This window comes from Pseudomonas sp. YA1, from assembly GCF_058680555.1.
On record NZ_JBZWBG010000022.1, the window covers coordinates 112,847 to 130,136 of the forward strand.

Below are 17,290 nucleotides of genomic sequence, written 5' to 3' on the forward strand. Positions count from 1 at the left end.
GGTGTTTCCTACGCCGCCTTTTTCAGGTCGATGATGATGGTGGTGGCGACCAGCCAGGCGACGATCAGGCTGCAGAAGTAGGCCAGGTCGCGGACGTCGAGCACGCCCCGGCCGAGCGCCTCGAAACGGACCAGCACGCTCAGCGAGGCAATGCCGTCCAGCAGCCATTGCGGAAGCCAGCCGGAGAGCGCCTGTTGCACGTGGGGAGTGCCGGCGCCGACGAACAGCAGGCAGACGAGAACGGTCAGGGCAAAGGCGATGATCTGATTCTTCGCCAGCGCCGACATGCAGGATCCGATGGCCAGGTAGCCGCCGGACAGCAGCCAGCCGGCCAGGTAGCCGGCGATGATCGCGCCGTTGTCGGGCGAGCCGAGGTAGTTCACCGTCAGCGGCATCGGGAAGGTCAGCAGCAACGCCAGCCCGGCGCAGAACCAGGCCGCGAGGAACTTGCCGGTGACCAGGGTGGCGCGGGAGACGGGCAGGGTCATCAGCATCTCGATGGAGCCGGACTTGCGCTCCTCGGCCCACAGGCGCATGGCCAGCGCGGGGATCAGCAGGAGGTAGAGCCAGGGCAGGCTGGAAAAGAACGGCGCCAGGTCGGCCTGGCCGCGCTCGAAGAAGTCGCCCAGGTAGAAGGTGGCCACGCCGGAGAGGACGAGGAAGATCAGGGTGAACACATAGGCGAGCGGCGTGGCGAAATAGCTGCCCAGCTCGCGTCTGAAAATGGTGCCGATGGCGGTCATGCGGGGGTTTCTCGGGTCAGTTGGCGGAACACTTCTTCCAGTTGGCCGTGTTCGGTACGCAACCCGGATACCCGCCAGCCGTTGCCGTGGATCAGGCGGTTGAGCGCGGGAAGGATCTGCGCGCCGGGGCGGGCCAGGATGGTCAGGGTACCGGCCCGGTCGGGGCGTCCTTCGATACCGGCGACGCCGGGGAGCATGGCGATGGCCAGCGGGTCTACCGGTGCTTCGATGCTGAGGCTGACGGCATGGTGGTAGCGGCTGCGGGTCCTGAGTTCGCCCGGGGTATTGTCGGCCAGCAGGCGGCCGCCGTTGATCACCAGGGCGCGGCTGCACATGAACGAGACTTCCTCGAGGATGTGCGTGGAAATCACCACGATCTTGCTTTCCGAGAGGTTCTTCACCAGTTGCCGGACCTGGTGCTTCTGGTTCGGGTCGAGGCCGTCGGTGGGCTCGTCGAGCAGGAGCAGCTCGGGATCGTGGAGGATCGCCTGGGCCAGCGCGACGCGACGCTTGAAGCCCTTGGATAGGGTTTCGATGATGCTCCTGCGCTCATCCCGCAGCTCCATGCAGTCCATGGCGCTGTCGATGCGCCGACGTTTTTCCCGTCCGCTGTAGTCGCGGATGGACGCGACGAAGGCGAGAAAGCCCTCGACCGTCATTTCTCCGTAGCTGGGAGCGTTCTCCGGCAGGTAGCCGATCAGCTTCTGCGCCTGGCGCGCCTTGTCCTGCATGTCGAAGCCGAAGATGCGTATGCTGCCGGCGCTCGGCGCGAGGAAGCCGGAAAGCATCTTCAGGGTGGTCGACTTGCCCGCTCCGTTTGGGCCGAGGAGACCGACGATCTCTCCCCGGTCGATCCGGAAGCTCAAGTCGTTTACCACCGTCCGGCCGGAAAAGCGTTTGCTCAGTCTGTCTATGTCGATCATGGTTTCACTGGAAGTTGAGCCGTTTGCTGTTATGCGTAGGGGATCGCATGAGCGCGGTAGATTACCGGGAGTTATTGGCTGGTTTTTCCAGTGGGCTCTTTTTGAGATTAGTTACTTATATTGTTGGGAAACTTCCTACGAACTATCGTTAAAAGATGGAAGTTATCGAGACTTCCAGGGCGGCCCTGTAGCTGGCGCAGCGCCTTGGTTCCGCTGTGGGAACGCGGCCATGTCGCGCTCGCTGGTGCCTATGTTGGGGACGCGTCGATTCCCCCTGCGGAGTTTCACGAGGGAAGGCAGTTGCCGTTTCGATAGACGGGAAGCGGAATAGCCCGGCCGCCTGGATATTCCGGACTTCGAGACCAATGCAAGTTGGAGGAAGACCCGACTTCCGCCAGTACCGGTTATTCCTCGCCTTTCAGCAGCGGAAGGCGAATCTCGAAAGTGGTGCCCTGGCCAACCTGGCTCTGGCAGCCGATCCTGCCGCCGTGCCGGTCGATCACCGTCTTGACCATGGCCAGCCCCAGGCCCAGGCCGGCGCTGCCCTCGGCGGAAGCGAAGCGCTGGTACTGGCTGAACAGGCGCGGTAGTTCGGCGGCCGCGATACCTTTGCCCTGGTCGACGATCCGGCAGCTCAGCCAGTCGCCTTCGAGGCGGATGCTCAGGCTGACGACGGTCCCCGCCGGGCTGTACTTGACCGCATTCTCCAGCAGGTTGAACAGCGCGCGCGTGAGCAGGCCGGGGTCGGCCCAGACCATCGGTTCCTGCTCGTCGTCCCAGTCGCGCCGCAGGTCGATGTCCTTCTGTTGCGCGAGGGGCCAGAGCTGGTCGGCGGCGTCCATCGCCAACATGGTGAACATGCACGCTTCGAAGCGGTAGGCGTCGGATTCGGCCTTGGCCAGTTGCACGAAGGCGTCGGTCAGGCCCAGGGCGCGACGGACCTGCTGCTCTATCTGTCGGTAGACCTGCTGGCCGGCTTCGTCCTCGGCGGGGCGGACGTCGAGCAGGGCGAGGATCGCCGAGTGCGGCGCGCGCAGGTCGTGGGAGAGGAAGCGCAGGAGGGTGGCGCGCTGGCGCTCGGCATCGCGTTCGGCGCTCAGGTCGATCAGGCTCACCAGCCAGCCGATGGCGGTTTCGCTTTCGACCGGCAGCAGGCGCGCCAGGTCGAGGCGCAGGTCGCGTTCCCGATGGTCGCGGAACTCGATGGCTTCCAGGGTTTCCAGCGTTGGGCGGGCGCCGCCGGCGAGGCTCGGATGGCCGAGTTCGGCCAGGCACTGGCGCAGTTCGTCGCCGCGCAGCTCGCCGCCGAACAGGTCGCGTGCCTTGCGGTTGGCCAGTAGGATCTGCCCCTGCGGGTCGCAGATCAGGGTCGCCACCGGCAGGCCTTCCAGGCCGTCGGCCATGAACCGCCGGCTGTCGCGGGTGCGGCTGACCGCCTGCTCCAGGGCGGCGATGCGGTTCTGCAATGGATCGTTGCCGGCGCGCGGGGGGCTGGCCCGCTCGGGCAGCACCTTGGGCTCGCGGTCGAGACGCGCCAGTTCCCAGCCGAAATAGGCGAGCACCGCGTTCAGCCGGCGCCAGCTCCAGATCAGGTAGGCCAGCAGCAGGCCGACCAGGCTGGCCAGCGGCGACCACCACCAGCCGTTGAGCAGCAGCGCCCAGGAAAGACCCAGGGCCAGGGCCGCGCAGGCCAGGGTGAGGAGCAAGGCGTGGCGCGAGCGGAACAGCATCAGGCCGAGCAGCAGCGCTACGCCGGCGGCGGAGAGCAGGGCGGCGAGCCAGGGTTGCAGGTCGACGGCGGTGCGCTGCTGCAACAGGCCGTTGAGGATGTTGGCCTGGATCTCCACCCCCGGCGTGGTGCCGAGGCTGGCCGACAGGGGGGTGACATAGCGGTCGCCGAGGCCCGGCGCGGTGGCGCCGACCAGGACCAGGCGGTCGCGCAGCAGGCTGTCCGGCACCTCGCCGCGCAACACGCTGACGTAGGGCACGCTGGGGAAGCCCGCGTCGGCACCGATGAAGGGAATGCGGATGGCGTGGTCACGCTGCCAGCCGGGCAGGTTGCGCATGTCGTCGAGGCCGGGCATGGGCATGGCGCCGGCATCGGCGAATGCTTGCCAGGCGAGCAGCGGGCGCGGCTGGCCGAGCGGTCCTTCGCGCAGGTAGACGCTGCGCACCGTGCCGTCGCTGTCCGCCTCGACGTTGATATGCCCGATGCCGGCGGCGCAGCCGGCCAGCGGCGCGGTCGGCGGTATCTCCCGTGGCGGTTCGCCGTAGCGCGGCACGCTTTCGCGCAGCAGTGGCAGGAGGACGTTGCCGGCCCGGCACAGCGATCTTGCCAACTGGCGGTCGCTGTCCGGATTGGAGGAGGGTTCGCTGAAGATCACGTCGAGCAGTACGCTGCGTGCGCCGGCGGCGGCCAGGCGATCCAGCAGCTCGGCGTGGACGCTGCGCGGCCAGGGCCAGCGACCGAGGCTTTCCAGGCTACGGTCGTCGATGGCGACGACGAGGATGCGCGGATCGACGGCCAGCGGGGCGAGGTTGCGCAGGCGGTCGTAGAGCAGGTTGTTCAGCGGCAGGCCGCTGCTCAGCGAAAGCACGGCGGTGAGCGGAAGGAGCAGCAGGCTGACCAGCAGCCATTCGCGCACCAGGCCGCGGAACAGCCGCTGCGCCTGGCTGGGCTCGTCCTGGCGGTCGAGCGCTTTCATCGGCGAGGCCCCGGCGCCCTATCGGGCACTGCCGCCTCGCGGGTAGTAGAGAATGTCGTAGACGCTGGTCTCGCCCTCCAGGCCGTCGTTGTCGAAGGCCGAGATACGGACGTGGTAGAAGGCCGCCTTGAGTCCGCTGAAACTGACTTCCGGGGTGCTCGAGAAACGCTCCTGCTGGATGCGCAGGAAGTCCGGATCGCTGGCTACCTGGGCACGGTAGCGCTTGGCGCCGTGCAGCGGGGCAAGATAGAGCTTCCAAACCGGCGACTCGCCGTGCTCGCCGCCCTGGCCGCGCAATTGCGGGGCGGGTAGCAGGTCCACCGGCGTCAGCTTGCCCTGCGGCTTGACCTTCAGGCCGCGGCGGGCGTCGACCAGCACGTCCTCGTCCGGCTCGGCCTGCGCCGCCTTGCGGGCCGGGCGCCTGCCGTTGAGCGGCAGGTCGTCGCTGGTCAGCTCGCGGTTCACCGCGACGCGCCCGTCGAGCACTTCGGTCAGCGCCTGGCCGTCTTCGGTGCGGGCGCGGAAGTGGGTACCGCGCACGCCCAGTACGCCGACCGGGGTCAGCACCTGGAAGCGGTCGTGATCGCTCTTTCTCTTCAGGACATAGGACTCGACCTGCCCCGCGCGCAGGGCGATCTGCGGAATGCCGGTGTCCTCGTCGAGGTGCAGGGTGACTTCCGAGCTGGAGGGCAGGACGATGCGGCTGCCGTCGCCGAGCAGCAGGCTGACGAAGGCGGTCGGAGAGGTCTTGACGCCTTCCAGTTCGTCGATGTCCATGCCTTCTTCCAGGGGCGTCTGGTTGCCCTTGGCGTCGAGCTTCCAGGCGTCGCCGGCGAGATAGAGCACGCTGGCGGGGAGCGGCTGGGGCAGGCACGTTTCGCCCTGCTCGATGAACGGCGGCCGTTTCGTCTTGGCCGGCGCGGCCGCGACGGAGCCGGCGAGCAGCGTCAACAGTCCGCCCAGCGCCAGGGCGGCGCAAGCCGGAAAGAGGGATCGGGAAGTAAGGGCGAGGGCTGTCATAGGCTTCACTGGGCGGCGGGTCAGGTATCGCTGGCGGTCCGGTCAGGCTGCAATCTGCCTGATCGGGCGCCGGTTTCGCAATCCTTGCAACGACATCGGGAGCCCGCAGGCTCCCTTGTCGTTTCCTCGGCCGCAGCGCCTGGCGGTTGGGTCAGGCGCTTCGGTTCAGTCGTTCTTGTCGCCGATCAGGCGATAGGCCAGGGCGCCGAGTACCGCACCGAGAATCGGCGCGACCCAGAACAGCCACAGCTGGGAAACCGCCCAGTCGCCGACGTACAGGGCGACCGCGGTGCTGCGCGCCGGGTTCACCGAGGTGTTGGTGACCGGGATGCTGATCAGGTGGATCAGGGTCAGGGTCAGGCCGATGGCGATCGGCGCGAAGCCCTGCGGCGCGCGCTTGGAGGTGGCGCCGAGGATGATCAGCAGGAACATGCCGGTGAGTACCACTTCGCTGACCAGCGCGGCCTGCAACGAGTAGCCGCCCGGCGAGTGTTCGCCGTAGCCGTTGGAGGCGAAGCCGGCGGCCAGGTCGAAGCCGGCCTTGCCGCTGGCGATCAGGTACAGCACGCCGCCGGCGGCGAGGCCACCGAGGACCTGGGCGACGATATAGGGCAGCAGTTGGCTGGCCGGGAAGCGCCCGCCGACCCACAGGCCTACCGATACCGCGGGGTTCAGGTGGGCGCCGGAGATCGGGCCGATGGCATAGGCCATGGTCAGCACGCTGAGGCCGAACGCCAGGGCCACGCCGAGGTAGCCGATTCCCAGTTCCGGTACGCCGGCGGCGAGCACTGCGCTGCCGCAGCCGCCCAATACCAGCCAGAAGGTGCCGAAGAACTCTGCTCCGTATTGCTTCATGATGAGGTCCTTTTCAGATCCAGGGTAGGACGCGGATCGAGGCGTCCGGATAGCGGGAGGGGATGATTCGAACAAGGAAGGGGAGATGACACATCCGTGTGTCGAAGCCAGCCCTGGGGGGATTGGCTCGGTTGCCTGGGGCGATCGTCCGTCACCGACCCCTGACTGTGGTTCGAGTGGTCTCGTCCCACGGCCCGCCGGAGCGGGTTTACACATCCCTGTGTCGGAGCAATCCATTTGCTCCTTGGCCTACTCAGCGGTTGGAAATCTACCAAGCGCGATTTGTCTGCTGTGAGATTTGCCATATTTCTTCAGATTCTTCCGCGCTATTTCAGATTCGTCGCGTTCAAAACACCCAGCGCAACTCGTCACGCACGCTGACGGCGCCGGACAGGCCGACGTTCCACATCTCGGCCCTGGCGCGGGCCGGGCCCTCTAGGCCGAGCGGAGTGGCGAAGGACGGGCTGGCGGTGCCCTGGCTGAACGATGGGGCCTGGACCGGACCGGCCGGATGGCTCACCGATTCCAGGCCGAGGACCAGGGCAAGGCAGGAAAACTTGCCGAGGGCCTGCAGGTTGATGTCACGCAAACGTTGGCTAACTGGCCGGAAACCCATGGCTACGACTCCTTGATAGGTCAGGCTGGCGCTGGCTCACGGGCTCTTCGTCCCGCTTAATGGCTATTTGGAATCAGGCTATCAAGGGCTGGTCGCGACCAGAGAGATTCGTCACAATTCTTCAGATTTGTACGTAATTCGCCGTTCCTGGAGCGAAAAAGGGGCGTTAGCCCGATTGAACAGGACCAGCTTTTATGCGTGTCGCGATACTGGACGACGAGTCGGCCGAACTGGACCGGGTCGAGCAGACCCTGCAGCAGATACCCGCGCAGGGCGAACAGGCCTGGACGGTGCACCGTTTCGCCCGTGGCGAGGACCTGCTCAAGCAGCTCAAGCGGGAAACCTTCGACCTGCTGATCCTCGACTGGCAGTTGCCGGACCTCAGCGGCCTGCAATTGCTGCGCTGGAGCCGCGAGCATCTGGATGCGCCGCCGCCGGCGATCATGCTGACCAGCCGTGACGCCGAACAGGACATCGTGCAGGCGTTGAACAGCGGCGCCGACGACTATGTCAGCAAGCCGTTCCGACCCAACGAACTGAAGGCGCGGGTAGCCGCCGTGCTGCGTCGCCACGGGGGAACGCGTCCCGCGCAGCATGAGGTGCAGACTTTCAACGACCTCAGCTTCGACGATGCCGAGCTGACCGTGACCCGGGCCGGCGCGCCGATCAGCCTGACCGAGCGCGAATACCGCCTGGCCCGCTGCCTGTTCGCCAACCTGGGACGGCCGTTATCGCGGGAATATCTCTACGAGCGCTTCTGGCCCCACGAGGAAGTGTTGTCCTCGCGGCCGCTGGATACCCACATCTATCGCCTGCGCAACAAGCTTGGCCTGACCGCCGAGCGCGGTTGGCAGTTGCTGACCATCTACGGCTACGGATATCGGTTGGAGAGCGTGGCGACGGTCGACTGAGCGGCGCGGGGTGGCGAGACCGACCTTGGCGGTCGGCGAGGGAGAATGAAAAAGCCCCGCGGCTGCGGGGCTTCTTTTCGGCGAGGCGCGCTTACTTCTGGAACGCGGCCACGGCCTTGGTGATCTCGGCGCGAGCGGCGTCGGCGTTGCCCCAGCCTTCGACCTTGACCCACTTGCCTTTCTCGAGATCCTTGTAGTTCTCGAAGAAGTGCTTGATCTGCTCCAGCAGCAGGGCCGGCAGGTCGGTGTATTCCTTCACGTCCTTGTACAGGACGCTCAGCTTGTCGTGCGGCACGGCGATCAGCTTGGCGTCGCCGCCTGCCTCGTCGGTCATGTGCAGGACGCCAACCGGACGCGCGCGGATCACCGAACCGGGAGCGACCGGATAGGGGGTCACCACCAGCACGTCCAGCGGGTCACCGTCGTCGGCCAGGGTGTTCGGGATGAAGCCGTAGTTGGCCGGGTAGAACATCGGGGTGGCCATGAAACGGTCGACGAACAGGCAGTCGGTGTCCTTGTCGATCTCGTACTTGATCGGCGCATGGTTGGCCGGAATCTCGATAGCGACGTAGATGTCGTTCGGCAGGTCCTTGCCGGCCGGGATCTTGCTGTAGCTCATGGGTGACTCCAGAGGTTTCTGGCCAAAAAAGAGGCCGCGATTATAGGCATATTCGGTTGTCGATGCCATGTACCGGCATTCAGCCGTTAGTCGTGTCGCCCGCCGCCTCGCGGTAGTCCGGATGCTCGGCCTGCAGGCGGCGCAGGCGTTGCAGCGGGTCCTGGCGGTAGAACAGCTGGAGCTGCCGGTACACCGCAGGGTAGGCCTCGTGGAGGAGATCCGGGGCGGTGAAGAAATACTCGCTGGTAACGGCGAAGAACTCCGCCGGATCTTCCGCCGCATAGGGATCGATGGCGGTCTGCGCGTCGGGATCGCGGTCGAGCAGGGCGTTCATCTCGTCGTAGGCGGCCTGCATGGCGCTTGCCCAGTCGCCGATGCGCATGCCGGCGTGCAGCGGCGGCAGGCCGTTGGCGTCGCCGTTGAGCATGTCCAGCTTGTGCGCCAGTTCGTGGATCACCAGGTTGTAGGCATCCCAGCCACCCCCGCCGACGACGCCGGGCCAGGCCAGGACCACCGGCCCTTGCAGGGAGGTCTCGCCGCTGCGTTCGTCGTCGAACTCATGGACTACGCCGCTGGCGTCGCGGTGTTTCTGCGGGCTGACGAAATCGTCGGGATACAGCACCAGCTCGTGGAAGCCCTGGTACCAGTTCAGCTCCGGCAGGTGCAACAGCGGCAGTTGCGCCTGCGCCGCCAGCAGCAGGCGGCCGAAGTCGTCGAGATCGACGCCGGCGAGTGCGGTCAGGTGCTTGTCGGCGAGAAACAGCACGGCCCGCTCGCGCAGGCGGCGGTCCTCGTCGGCGTCCAGGCCGTCGAGGATCGGCAGGTGCCGGCGTACCCGCTGCCAGAGCTCTTCGGCCACCGGGTGGCGCGCCAGCAGGCGCCGGCGCCGCCAGGCGCGGAACGACCACATGCTCAGTCGCTCTGGGCCTTGGCCTGTTTGGCGGCGCTCGCCTGCAGGCGATGGCGAATGAAGCCGAGGATCATCGGCAGCAGCGACAGCAGGATGATGCCGATCACCAGCAGCGACAGGTTCTTCTTGATGAACGGCACGTTGCCGAAGAAGTAGCCCAGGGTCACCAGGCCGCCGACCCAGGCCACGGTGCCGACCACGCTGAACATGACGAAGCGCGGGTAGTGCATCTTCGCCATGCCGGCGACGAAGGGCGCGAAGGTCCGCACGATGGGCAGGAAGCGCGCCAGGGTCACGGTCTTGCCGCCGTGGCGTTCGTAGAACTCATGGGTGCGGTCGAGGTAGTCGCGGCGGAATACCTTCGAGTCCGGGTTGCTGAACAGCCGCTTGCCGAGGGTCCGGCCGATCACGTAGTTGGTGCTGTCGCCGGTGATCGCCGCGACCATCAGCAGCCCGCCGAGCAGCCATGGGTCCATGCCGCCGGTGGCGCAGATGGCGCCGGCGATGAACAGCAGCGAGTCGCCGGGGAGGAACGGAGTCACCACCAGGCCGGTTTCACAGAAGATCACCAGGAACAGGATGGCGTAGATCCAGACGCCATAGTTGCTGACCAGCATGGCCAGGTAGGTATCCAGGTGGAGAATCAGATCGATTGGGTTGAAGTCCATTGAGCAACCTGCGGAGACAACGCGTTGAGCGGCAGAGGGCCGCCATTATAGGGGGGCGTCCGGATGGGTGGGGGGCTGTTTGTCGCGATCCCGGCAAAACCACTGATTGCAGGATGTTTCGGTAATTTTTCCGAAATTGGTCGGCATAAAGTCTGCAAGAACAGGAGAAATTTCTAGCAGGGAAGGGCGTGCGATGACACTCCAGCCTTTTGCCCAGCCACCGCTCAGTCTCGCCCTGGGCGCCGGGCGCGACTTGCCGGGGCAGGCCGCGCGGGTTCGCGCCGAATGGCTCGCGCCTCGCCCCGGACGGGCTCCGGCGTTTCTCCTGGCGCTGCTCTGGGGACGCGGTTGCGCCAACGTGGTGCAGGCCATCGAAGGCCATCTCGACGCACTGTTCGCCGACTACGCCTGTACCCCCGAGGGTTGGCCGGAAGCGCAGGCGGCGCGGCAGGTCCTGGCTTCGCTGAACATGCAGCTGTATCGCCGGCGCCGCGAAGGCGAGCCGGGCGTGCTCGAGCTGGCGGCGGGGTTGCTGCTGGTCCATGCCGGGGGCGTGCACTTTCTCCAGTGCGGCGCCGTCGGCCTGCTGCGTTATCGCCAGGGCAGCCTGCAGCGCCTGGGAGGGAGCGGCCAGCCGCTGGGTAGCAGCGCGGAGCTGGCGCTGGTCCAGCACAACCTGACCCAGGTGGCCGGCGAGCCCTTGGTGCTGGCGCCCCAGCCGTTGCTCGAAGTGGCCGACCTGCGCGCCCTCGGAGAACGTTGTGCCGGGCTGACCACGGGGCGCCTGGAGGGCGTGCTGCAGCCGTTGCTGCATGCGCCGGGGGCGGTGGCGCTGGTCTTGCCGGGGGCGCTCGAGCGCGCCCCGGCGACGCCACGGCATACCGGCTGGCCAGCGCTGGGCGCGGCGTGCCCCGGCGACTGCGTGGATGGCTGGACCTTGCAGGCGGCTTGCGCGTTCGGCCCGCCCGGGCGGCTGTTCCGCGCCTGCGACGAGCAAGGACGCGAGGCGTTGCTGCTGCTCGCGGCGGCCGATGCCGACGAAGCGTTCTGGCAGCGCGAATGGGCACTGCGGCGCTGCCGTGCGGAGAGCCTGCCGCGAGTATTGTCGTCGCCCCGGTTGCGTCGTCATGCCTTCCAGTTGTTCGCTCCGCCGCGCTGGCCGATGCGCAGCCTGCTGGATTGGGCGCCAGCGCACCTGCCGCTGGAACCGCAATGCGCGCTGGTCCTCCTGGAGCAACTTATCGATGCGGTTCGCGCCTTGCAGCGGCGCGGTGTACAGGGCTTGTGGCTGGCGCCGCGGCAGATCCTGCTGGACGAGGGCGGGCGCCTGCTGTTCCTCCCCGAGGCAGCGGCGATCCTGCCGGGCGTGGCGCGCCAGGCGCTGCCTGCGGACAGCGTGCCGCTGGCGCCGGAGTTGCGTCGCGGCGAGGCGCTCGATGGCCGGGCCGACCAGTTTGCCCTGGCGGCGCTGTTCTATTGGCTGCTCTGCGGTCGCTGGCCGTCGATCGCTTGCCCGGAGAGCGACGGCGGATGCCGCTACGAGCCGCTGGGCGAGCGTCAGGCGGACCTGCCGGTCGGCTGGGACGGGGTATTGGCGCGGGCCCTGGCGCCGCGTCCGGAGGCGCGCTTCGAAGCGTTGTCGGAATTCTGGCTGGCCTTGCAGAAGCCGCTAGCGCATCCCCAGCGGGTCTTTGCGCCACGCCGGTTGCAACGGGGCGTGCTGGCCCTGGTCCTGCTCCTGGCCGGGGCTGCGCTGCTGGTCGGCCTGGCCGGTTAACGGATCGACGGCCAGCGTGCGGGTCTGTCCGCTGCGTTCGAGGTGCGCTTCGGCGATCAGTTGTTCCAGCCGGCCGCTGCGACGCATCAGGCGCAGGTTGCGGTCGAGGCTGGCGGCAAGGGCGGCGCCGCGGGCGTGTCTTTTCGGCACCAGTACATAGAGCGGCTTGACCTCCAGCGGCGGTTCGATGAACACCAGGCGATCCTTCAGCGCCGGCACGTTGCGCGCCAGCAGGTGGTAGCCGGTGTAGCGATCGACCACGGCCAGGTCGATACGCCCGCGCAGGAGCTTCTCGAGGTTCTGCCAGTCGTTGGTCACCGCGTCCTTGGTCAGGCTGCGGTCGGCGTCGAAATCCTCCCGGTTGACGTAGCCGCGGACCACGCCGATGCGGTACGGACGCAGGCTTTCCAGATGCGCGGGATTGACCGGCAGCAGGCGCTCGCGCTGGCGGAAGAAGCCCAGTTGCGAGTCGAGCAGGGGGATGGTGGCGTGGAACAGTTCGCGCCGCTCGGGCGACAGGTAGGCCGGCATGAGGGCGTCGAAGCGCCCTTCGGCGGCTTCTTTCAGGGCACGTTGCCAGGGCAGGAACACCAGTTCGGCGCGGTGCCCGTCGAGGGCCAGGGCTTCGTCGAGGATGCGGCTGGCGAGGCCCTTGCCCGGCAGGTCGGGGCCGACGTAGGGCGCCCAGTCGAGGGTCGCCACGCGCAGGGTGTCGGCCTGCGCGCCGGCCGTGGCGAGGAGCAGGCCGAGCAGGACGCCGGGCCAGTGCCAGGTGCGCGAACCCATGGATGCCTCTGCTCTGAGCGATCGGTTGGGAAGTGCCGTGCCTTTGTCTTCAGCTTAGTTCGTCGCTGATCGGCAGGGTGTAGTTCTTGAACTCCTGGTCTTCGCGGAAGCCGATCGACTCGTAGACTTTCTGCGCTACCTCGTTGTCGACGCTGGTGGAGACACGCATGCGCACCGCATGGGTTTCCCGGGCCATCTGCTTGGCGTGTTGCAGCAGGTGGTCGGCGACCAGTTGCCGGCGCGCCTCCTCGGCGACGTAGATGTCGTTGAGGATCCAGACGCGCTTGAGCGACAGCGAGGAGAAGCTCGGATAGAGCTGGCAGAAACCGAGCAGCCGGTCTTCTTCGTCGGCCAGCGCCAGGTAGATCACCGACTCCTTGCGGCGCAGGCGTTTCTCGAGGAATTTCCGCGAGGACTCGGGGTAGGAGAGCATGCCGTAGAATTCGCGGTACTTGACGAACAGCGGCGCCAGCAGGTCGAGGTGTTCGAGGGTGGCTTGCACGATTCGCATGACGGGCCTCGCATTGCGGGAAGGGGCTGCCGGGACGATGCAGGCTGCATGCCAGCAACGCCTCGATGCTGCCCAATCTCCCTGGAAAGCGCAATCCAAGCGAACGTTTGAATCGGTCGAAGGAGGGGGCGTCGCGCGCCGGCCCATCCTTCGGCCGGGAGGCTCAGTCCCTCGCCAGGAGGAAGTTGCCGGTGCGCGGAGCCTCGCCTTCCAGCGCCTGGACCTCCGCCTCGTCCTTCAGGTTGACCCCGGAAAGCTGCCGCCGGCAGGCCTCGCGCATCAGGTAGAGCAGGCGGTGCGCGGCCATGCCGTAGCTGAGGCCTTCCAGGCGGACGTTGGAGATGCAGTTGCGATAGGCGTCGGTGAGACCGACCCGCGGGGCCCAGGTGAAGTACAGGCCGAGGCTGTCCGGCGAGCTGAGGCCGGGACGCTCGCCGATCAGGATCACGCTCATCTTCGCCCGCAGCAATTCGCCGATCTCGTCGGCCACCGCCACCCGTCCCTGTTCCACCAGGACCACCGGCGACAGCGACCAGCCTTCGGCCAGCGCCTGTTCCTCCAGGCGTTCGAGGAAGGGCAGGGTGTGACGCTGCACGGCCAGCGCGGAGAGGCCGTCGGCGACCACGATGGCCAGGTCGATCTGCCCGTCGTAGCCGGCGGCGTGTTCGCGCAGGCGTTGCACTGAGGCCTCGTCGAGGCGCCGGCCGAGGTCCGGGCGTTGCAGGTAGACGTGGCGGTCGGCGGCGGCGCTGTGCAGCAGCAGGCTGTCGCGGCCGCGCTGTCGCAGGCCGTCGCTGATGGCCGCATGGTCGAAGGGCAGGTGCACGGCGTCGCGCGCCTGGGCGTGGGCGTACTGGAAGTCCAGTTGCGGGCGGGTCGGCAGGCTGGTGCCGGTGCGACCCAGGGCGATCCGCGCGGGGGTCAACTGGCGCAGCGGCAGCCAGGGGTTCTCGGCGCTGGCGTCGGGCAGGTGCTTGTCGTTCATCGGCATCTCCTCAGGCCAGTTGCGCCAGGGCCTGGCGGAACGCCGGCGGTAGCTTGTCGCCGAAGCGGATGCGCCCGTCGGCCTGGGTGAAGATTCCCATCCGCTGCAACCAGTCCTCGAATTCCGGCGCCGGCTTCAGGCCCAGCGTCTGGCGCGCATAGAGGGCGTCGTGGAAGGAGGTGGTCTGGTAGTTGAGCATCACGTCGTCGGAGCCGGGAATGCCCATGATGAAGTTGATCCCGGCGACGCCCAGCAGGGTCAGGAGCATGTCCATGTCGTCCTGGTCGGCCTCGGCATGGTTGGTGTAGCAGATGTCGCAACCCATCGGCACGCCGAGCAGCTTACCGCAGAAGTGGTCTTCCAGGCCGGCGCGGATGATCTGCTTGCCGTTGTACAGGTACTCGGGACCGATGAAGCCGACCACGGTGTTCACCAGGAACGGCTTGAAGTGACGAGCCACCGCATAGGCGCGGGTCTCGCAGGTCTGCTGGTCGACGCCGTGATGGGCGTTGGCCGAGAGCGCGCTGCCCTGGCCGGTCTCGAAGTACATCAGGTTGTTGCCGAGGGTGCCGCGCTTCTGGCTGAGCCCGGCCTCGTAGCCTTCCTGGAGGATCTTCAGGCTGATGCCGAAGCTGGCATTGGCCGCCTCGGTGCCGGCGATCGACTGGAACACCAGGTCCAGCGGCACGCCGCGGTTGATCGCCTCGATGGAGCTGGTGACGTGGGTCAGTACGCAGGCCTGGGTGGGAATCTCGTAGCGCTGGATGATCGCGTCGAGCATCTCCAGCAGGGCGCAGATCGAGGCCATGCTGTCGGTGGCAGGATTGATCCCGAGCATCGCGTCGCCATTGCCGAACAGCAGGCCGTCGAGGATGCTCGCGGCGATTCCGGCCGGGTCGTCGGTCGGGTGGTTCGGTTGCAGGCGGGTGGAGAGCCGGCCGCGAAGGCCGAGGGTGTTGCGGAAGCGGGTGACCACGCGGATCTTCTGCGCCACCAGGACCAGGTCCTGGACACGCATGATCTTCGATACCGCCGCTGCCATTTCCGGCGTCAGGCCCGGAGCCAGGGCGCGCAGGCTGGCCTCGTCGGCGGCGTCGCCGAGCAGCCAGTCGCGGAAGCCGCCGACGGTGAGATGGGACACCGGGGCGAAGGCGTCGCGCTGGTGGGTGTCGATGATCAGGCGGGTGACCTCGTCGTCCTCGTAGGGAATCAGCGCCTCGTCGAGGAAGTGTTTGAGCGGGATGTCGGCCAGGGCCATCTGCGCGGCGACCCGCTCGCCGTCGTTGCTCGCCGCGACGCCGGCGAGGAAATCGCCGGAGCGCGCGGGGCTGGCCTTGGCCATCACGTCCTTGAGGCTGTCGAAGCGGTAGGTCTCGCCGCCGACGCTATGGGTGAAACGTGCCATGTGTGTCTCCAGTGCCCGGCCTCGCCATGCGGCGGGCCGGGCTTTGTCGTTGTCGCTCTCAGCGCAGGTCCTGTTCCGCCGCCTGGATCGCGGCGAACTCCTCTTCCGGGGTGCCGGACACCAGGTGATGCCGACTGTACAGGGCGAAGTAGCCGATCAGTACAGCGTAGATCGCCACCGCGCCGACCACGACCCGCGGGTCGACCAGGAAGCCGGCGACCACCGCGACGCAGGCCAGCGCCAGGGCTACGCCGGAGGTGAGGATGCCGCCAGGGGTGCGGTAGGGGCGCTGCATGTCCGGGCGGCGGATGCGCAGGGTGATGTGCGCGGCCATCATCAGCACGTAGGAGATGGTCGCGCCGAACACCGCGACCAGGATCAGCAGGTCGCCCTGGCCGGTCAGCGACAGGCCGAAGCCGATCACCCCCGGCACCACCAGGGCCAGTACCGGCGCCTTCTTGCGGTTGGTCAGCGAGAGGCTGCGCGGCAGGTAGCCGGCGCGGGAGAGGGCGAAGATCTGCCGCGAGTAGGCATAGATGATCGAGAAGAAGCTGGCGATCAGTCCGGCCAGGCCGACCAGGTTGACGAACTGGCTCATCCAGGTCGAACCCTTGTAGGCCGACTCCAGCGCTTCCACTAGGGGATTGCCCGAGCCCATCAGCTCCTTGGCTCCGGCGGCCCCGGGACCAACGACCAGAATCAGTGCGGCGAAGGCGAGAAGCACCAACATGGCGCCGATCAGTCCGCGCGGCAGGTCGCGCTTGGGGTTCTTGGTTTCCTCGGCGGCCAGCGGCACGCCTTCGACGGCGAGGAAGAACCAGATCGCGTAGGGGATCGCCGCCCAGACCCCGACATAGCCGAACGGCAGGAAGCTGCTGGCGCCGGTCGCCGCGGTCTGCGGGATGTTGAACAGGTTGGCCGAGTCGAAGTGCGGAACCATCGCGACAATGAACACGCCGAGGGCGATGGCCGCCACCGCGGTGATGACGAACATCAGCTTCAGCGCCTCGCCGGCGCCGAGGATGTGGATGCCGATGAACACGATGTAGAACACCAGGTAGATCAGCCAGCCGCCGACGCCGAACAGCGACTCGCAGTAGGCGCCGATGAAGCAGGCGATGGCCGCCGGGGCGATGGCGTATTCGATGAGGATCGCGGTGCCGGTGAGGAAGCCGCCCCAGGGCCCGAAGGCGCTGCGGGCGAAGCCGTAGCCACCGCCGGCGGTAGGGATCATCGAAGACAGCTCGGCGAGCGAGAAGCACATGCACAGGTACATGGTGGCCATCAGCAGGGTGGCGAGGAACATCCCGCCCCAGCCGCCCTGGGCCAGGCCGAAGTTCCAGCCGGCGTAGTCGCCGGAGATCACGTAGGCGACGCCGAGCCCGACCAGCAGGACCCAGCCGGCGGCGCCTTTCTTCAGTTGACGGTGTTGGAAGTAGTCGGCGTCGACGCTTTCGAAGTCGACCCCGGAAGTTGCGGGCGCATGGCCGGTTTGTTCGAGGGACATGGGTTTTTCACCTCAATCTTGTTGTTATCGACCCCGGTTTTCCCGGTGGTGTGCTGTACGTGGTGAACGCAGGCAATAGCTATGCCAGCCGCTCTGCAATCGGCTTGACGAGGAGGTGGAAGGGGCGCCGCCGTCAGCCTCGGCGGCGTGTTTCACGAGCCGGCGCGACCGCTCCGGGAAAGAGCGGTCGCGGCCGGTCCGGGGTCCTACTAGAAGAAGCCCAGCGGGTTGATGTCGTAGCTCACCAGCAGGTTCTTGGTCTGCTGGTAGTGGTCGAGCATCATCTTGTGCGTCTCGCGACCGACGCCGGACTTCTTGTAGCCGCCGAACGCGGCGTGGGCCGGGTACA

Annotated in this window: 17 protein-coding genes; 2 read left to right on the top strand and 15 right to left on the bottom strand. The window is 67.2% G+C overall.

Translation table 11 applies throughout. The features are described 5' to 3' along the window. Positions 1–8: 8 nt before the first annotated feature. The 6 genes from AC4OR5_RS26380 to mucE all read right to left on the bottom strand — a co-directional run bounded on the left by AC4OR5_RS26380 (position 9) and on the right by mucE (position 6,862). Complete coding sequence (locus AC4OR5_RS26380; protein ID WP_023874939.1) at positions 9–743, bottom strand: ABC transporter permease subunit; 735 nt, start codon at positions 741–743, stop codon at positions 9–11. Then, positions 740–1,666: an ABC transporter ATP-binding protein gene (locus AC4OR5_RS26385; RefSeq protein WP_003093264.1), complete on the bottom strand. Its 927-nt coding sequence runs from the start codon at positions 1,664–1,666 to the stop codon at positions 740–742. The genes AC4OR5_RS26380 and AC4OR5_RS26385 overlap by 4 nt, the downstream gene beginning before the upstream one ends. Positions 1,667–2,070: 404 nt before the next feature. Further along, positions 2,071–4,371: a CHASE2 domain-containing protein gene (locus AC4OR5_RS26390; protein ID WP_003110516.1), complete on the bottom strand. Its 2,301-nt coding sequence runs from the start codon at positions 4,369–4,371 to the stop codon at positions 2,071–2,073. Positions 4,372–4,389: 18 nt separating this feature from the next. Then, positions 4,390–5,391 carry a FecR family protein gene (locus tag AC4OR5_RS26395; protein WP_058160153.1) on the bottom strand — a complete coding sequence of 334 codons (1,002 nt, stop codon included), beginning with the start codon at positions 5,389–5,391 and terminating at the stop codon, positions 4,390–4,392. 165 nt (positions 5,392–5,556) lie between these two features. Then, positions 5,557–6,246: an aquaporin Z gene (aqpZ, locus tag AC4OR5_RS26400; RefSeq protein WP_003110518.1), complete on the bottom strand. Its 690-nt coding sequence runs from the start codon at positions 6,244–6,246 to the stop codon at positions 5,557–5,559. 346 nt (positions 6,247–6,592) lie between these two features. Further along, the gene (mucE, locus tag AC4OR5_RS26405) at positions 6,593–6,862 is read right to left on the bottom strand and encodes a mucoid induction factor MucE (protein WP_003110519.1); all 270 of its coding nucleotides are present in this window, start codon (positions 6,860–6,862) and stop codon (positions 6,593–6,595) included. A 194-nt stretch (positions 6,863–7,056) separates the two neighbouring features. Between mucE and AC4OR5_RS26410 the strand changes: the two genes are divergently transcribed. Continuing rightward, positions 7,057–7,773 carry a response regulator transcription factor gene (locus AC4OR5_RS26410; RefSeq protein ID WP_003093250.1) on the top strand — a complete coding sequence of 239 codons (717 nt, stop codon included), beginning with the start codon at positions 7,057–7,059 and terminating at the stop codon, positions 7,771–7,773. 91 nt (positions 7,774–7,864) lie between these two features. Here the strand turns inward: AC4OR5_RS26410 and ppa are convergent, their stop codons facing one another. From ppa to AC4OR5_RS26425, 3 genes are all read right to left on the bottom strand, one after another. Continuing rightward, positions 7,865–8,392, bottom strand: a complete 528-nt coding sequence (gene ppa, locus AC4OR5_RS26415; RefSeq protein WP_003093248.1) for an inorganic diphosphatase — start codon at positions 8,390–8,392, stop codon at positions 7,865–7,867. A 79-nt stretch (positions 8,393–8,471) separates the two neighbouring features. Then, complete coding sequence (locus tag AC4OR5_RS26420; protein WP_003093244.1) at positions 8,472–9,302, bottom strand: M90 family metallopeptidase; 831 nt, start codon at positions 9,300–9,302, stop codon at positions 8,472–8,474. Between the two features lie 2 nt (positions 9,303–9,304). Beyond that, positions 9,305–9,970 carry a DedA family protein gene (locus tag AC4OR5_RS26425; protein WP_003093241.1) on the bottom strand — a complete coding sequence of 222 codons (666 nt, stop codon included), beginning with the start codon at positions 9,968–9,970 and terminating at the stop codon, positions 9,305–9,307. A gap of 193 nt (positions 9,971–10,163) precedes the next feature. Here AC4OR5_RS26425 and AC4OR5_RS26430 point away from each other — a divergent pair, with 193 nt between their 5' ends. Beyond that, positions 10,164–11,747 carry a protein kinase family protein gene (locus AC4OR5_RS26430; RefSeq protein WP_058152103.1) on the top strand — a complete coding sequence of 528 codons (1,584 nt, stop codon included), beginning with the start codon at positions 10,164–10,166 and terminating at the stop codon, positions 11,745–11,747. Here the strand turns inward: AC4OR5_RS26430 and AC4OR5_RS26435 are convergent. From AC4OR5_RS26435 to AC4OR5_RS26460, 6 genes are all read right to left on the bottom strand, one after another. Continuing rightward, positions 11,640–12,533, bottom strand: a complete 894-nt coding sequence (locus AC4OR5_RS26435) for a substrate-binding periplasmic protein (RefSeq protein ID WP_003093237.1) — start codon at positions 12,531–12,533, stop codon at positions 11,640–11,642. The two genes, AC4OR5_RS26430 and AC4OR5_RS26435, sit on opposite strands and share 108 nt — an antisense overlap. 49 nt (positions 12,534–12,582) lie before the next feature. Further along, complete coding sequence (locus AC4OR5_RS26440) at positions 12,583–13,044, bottom strand: GNAT family N-acetyltransferase (RefSeq protein ID WP_003093235.1); 462 nt, start codon at positions 13,042–13,044, stop codon at positions 12,583–12,585. A 163-nt stretch (positions 13,045–13,207) separates the two neighbouring features. Continuing rightward, positions 13,208–14,029: an ethanolamine ammonia-lyase subunit EutC gene (gene eutC / locus AC4OR5_RS26445; protein WP_003110520.1), complete on the bottom strand. Its 822-nt coding sequence runs from the start codon at positions 14,027–14,029 to the stop codon at positions 13,208–13,210. A 10-nt stretch (positions 14,030–14,039) separates the two neighbouring features. Next, on the bottom strand, positions 14,040–15,434 hold the full coding sequence (locus AC4OR5_RS26450; RefSeq protein ID WP_058160152.1) for an ethanolamine ammonia-lyase subunit EutB: 1,395 nt from the start codon (positions 15,432–15,434) through the stop codon (positions 14,040–14,042). Positions 15,435–15,492: 58 nt separating this feature from the next. Then, positions 15,493–16,941 carry an ethanolamine permease gene (gene eat / locus AC4OR5_RS26455; RefSeq protein WP_003093230.1) on the bottom strand — a complete coding sequence of 483 codons (1,449 nt, stop codon included), beginning with the start codon at positions 16,939–16,941 and terminating at the stop codon, positions 15,493–15,495. A 209-nt stretch (positions 16,942–17,150) separates the two neighbouring features. Beyond that, positions 17,151–17,290, bottom strand: a 140-nt coding sequence (locus AC4OR5_RS26460; RefSeq protein ID WP_079392614.1) for an aldehyde dehydrogenase family protein, incomplete at its 5' end; no start/stop codon positions are given.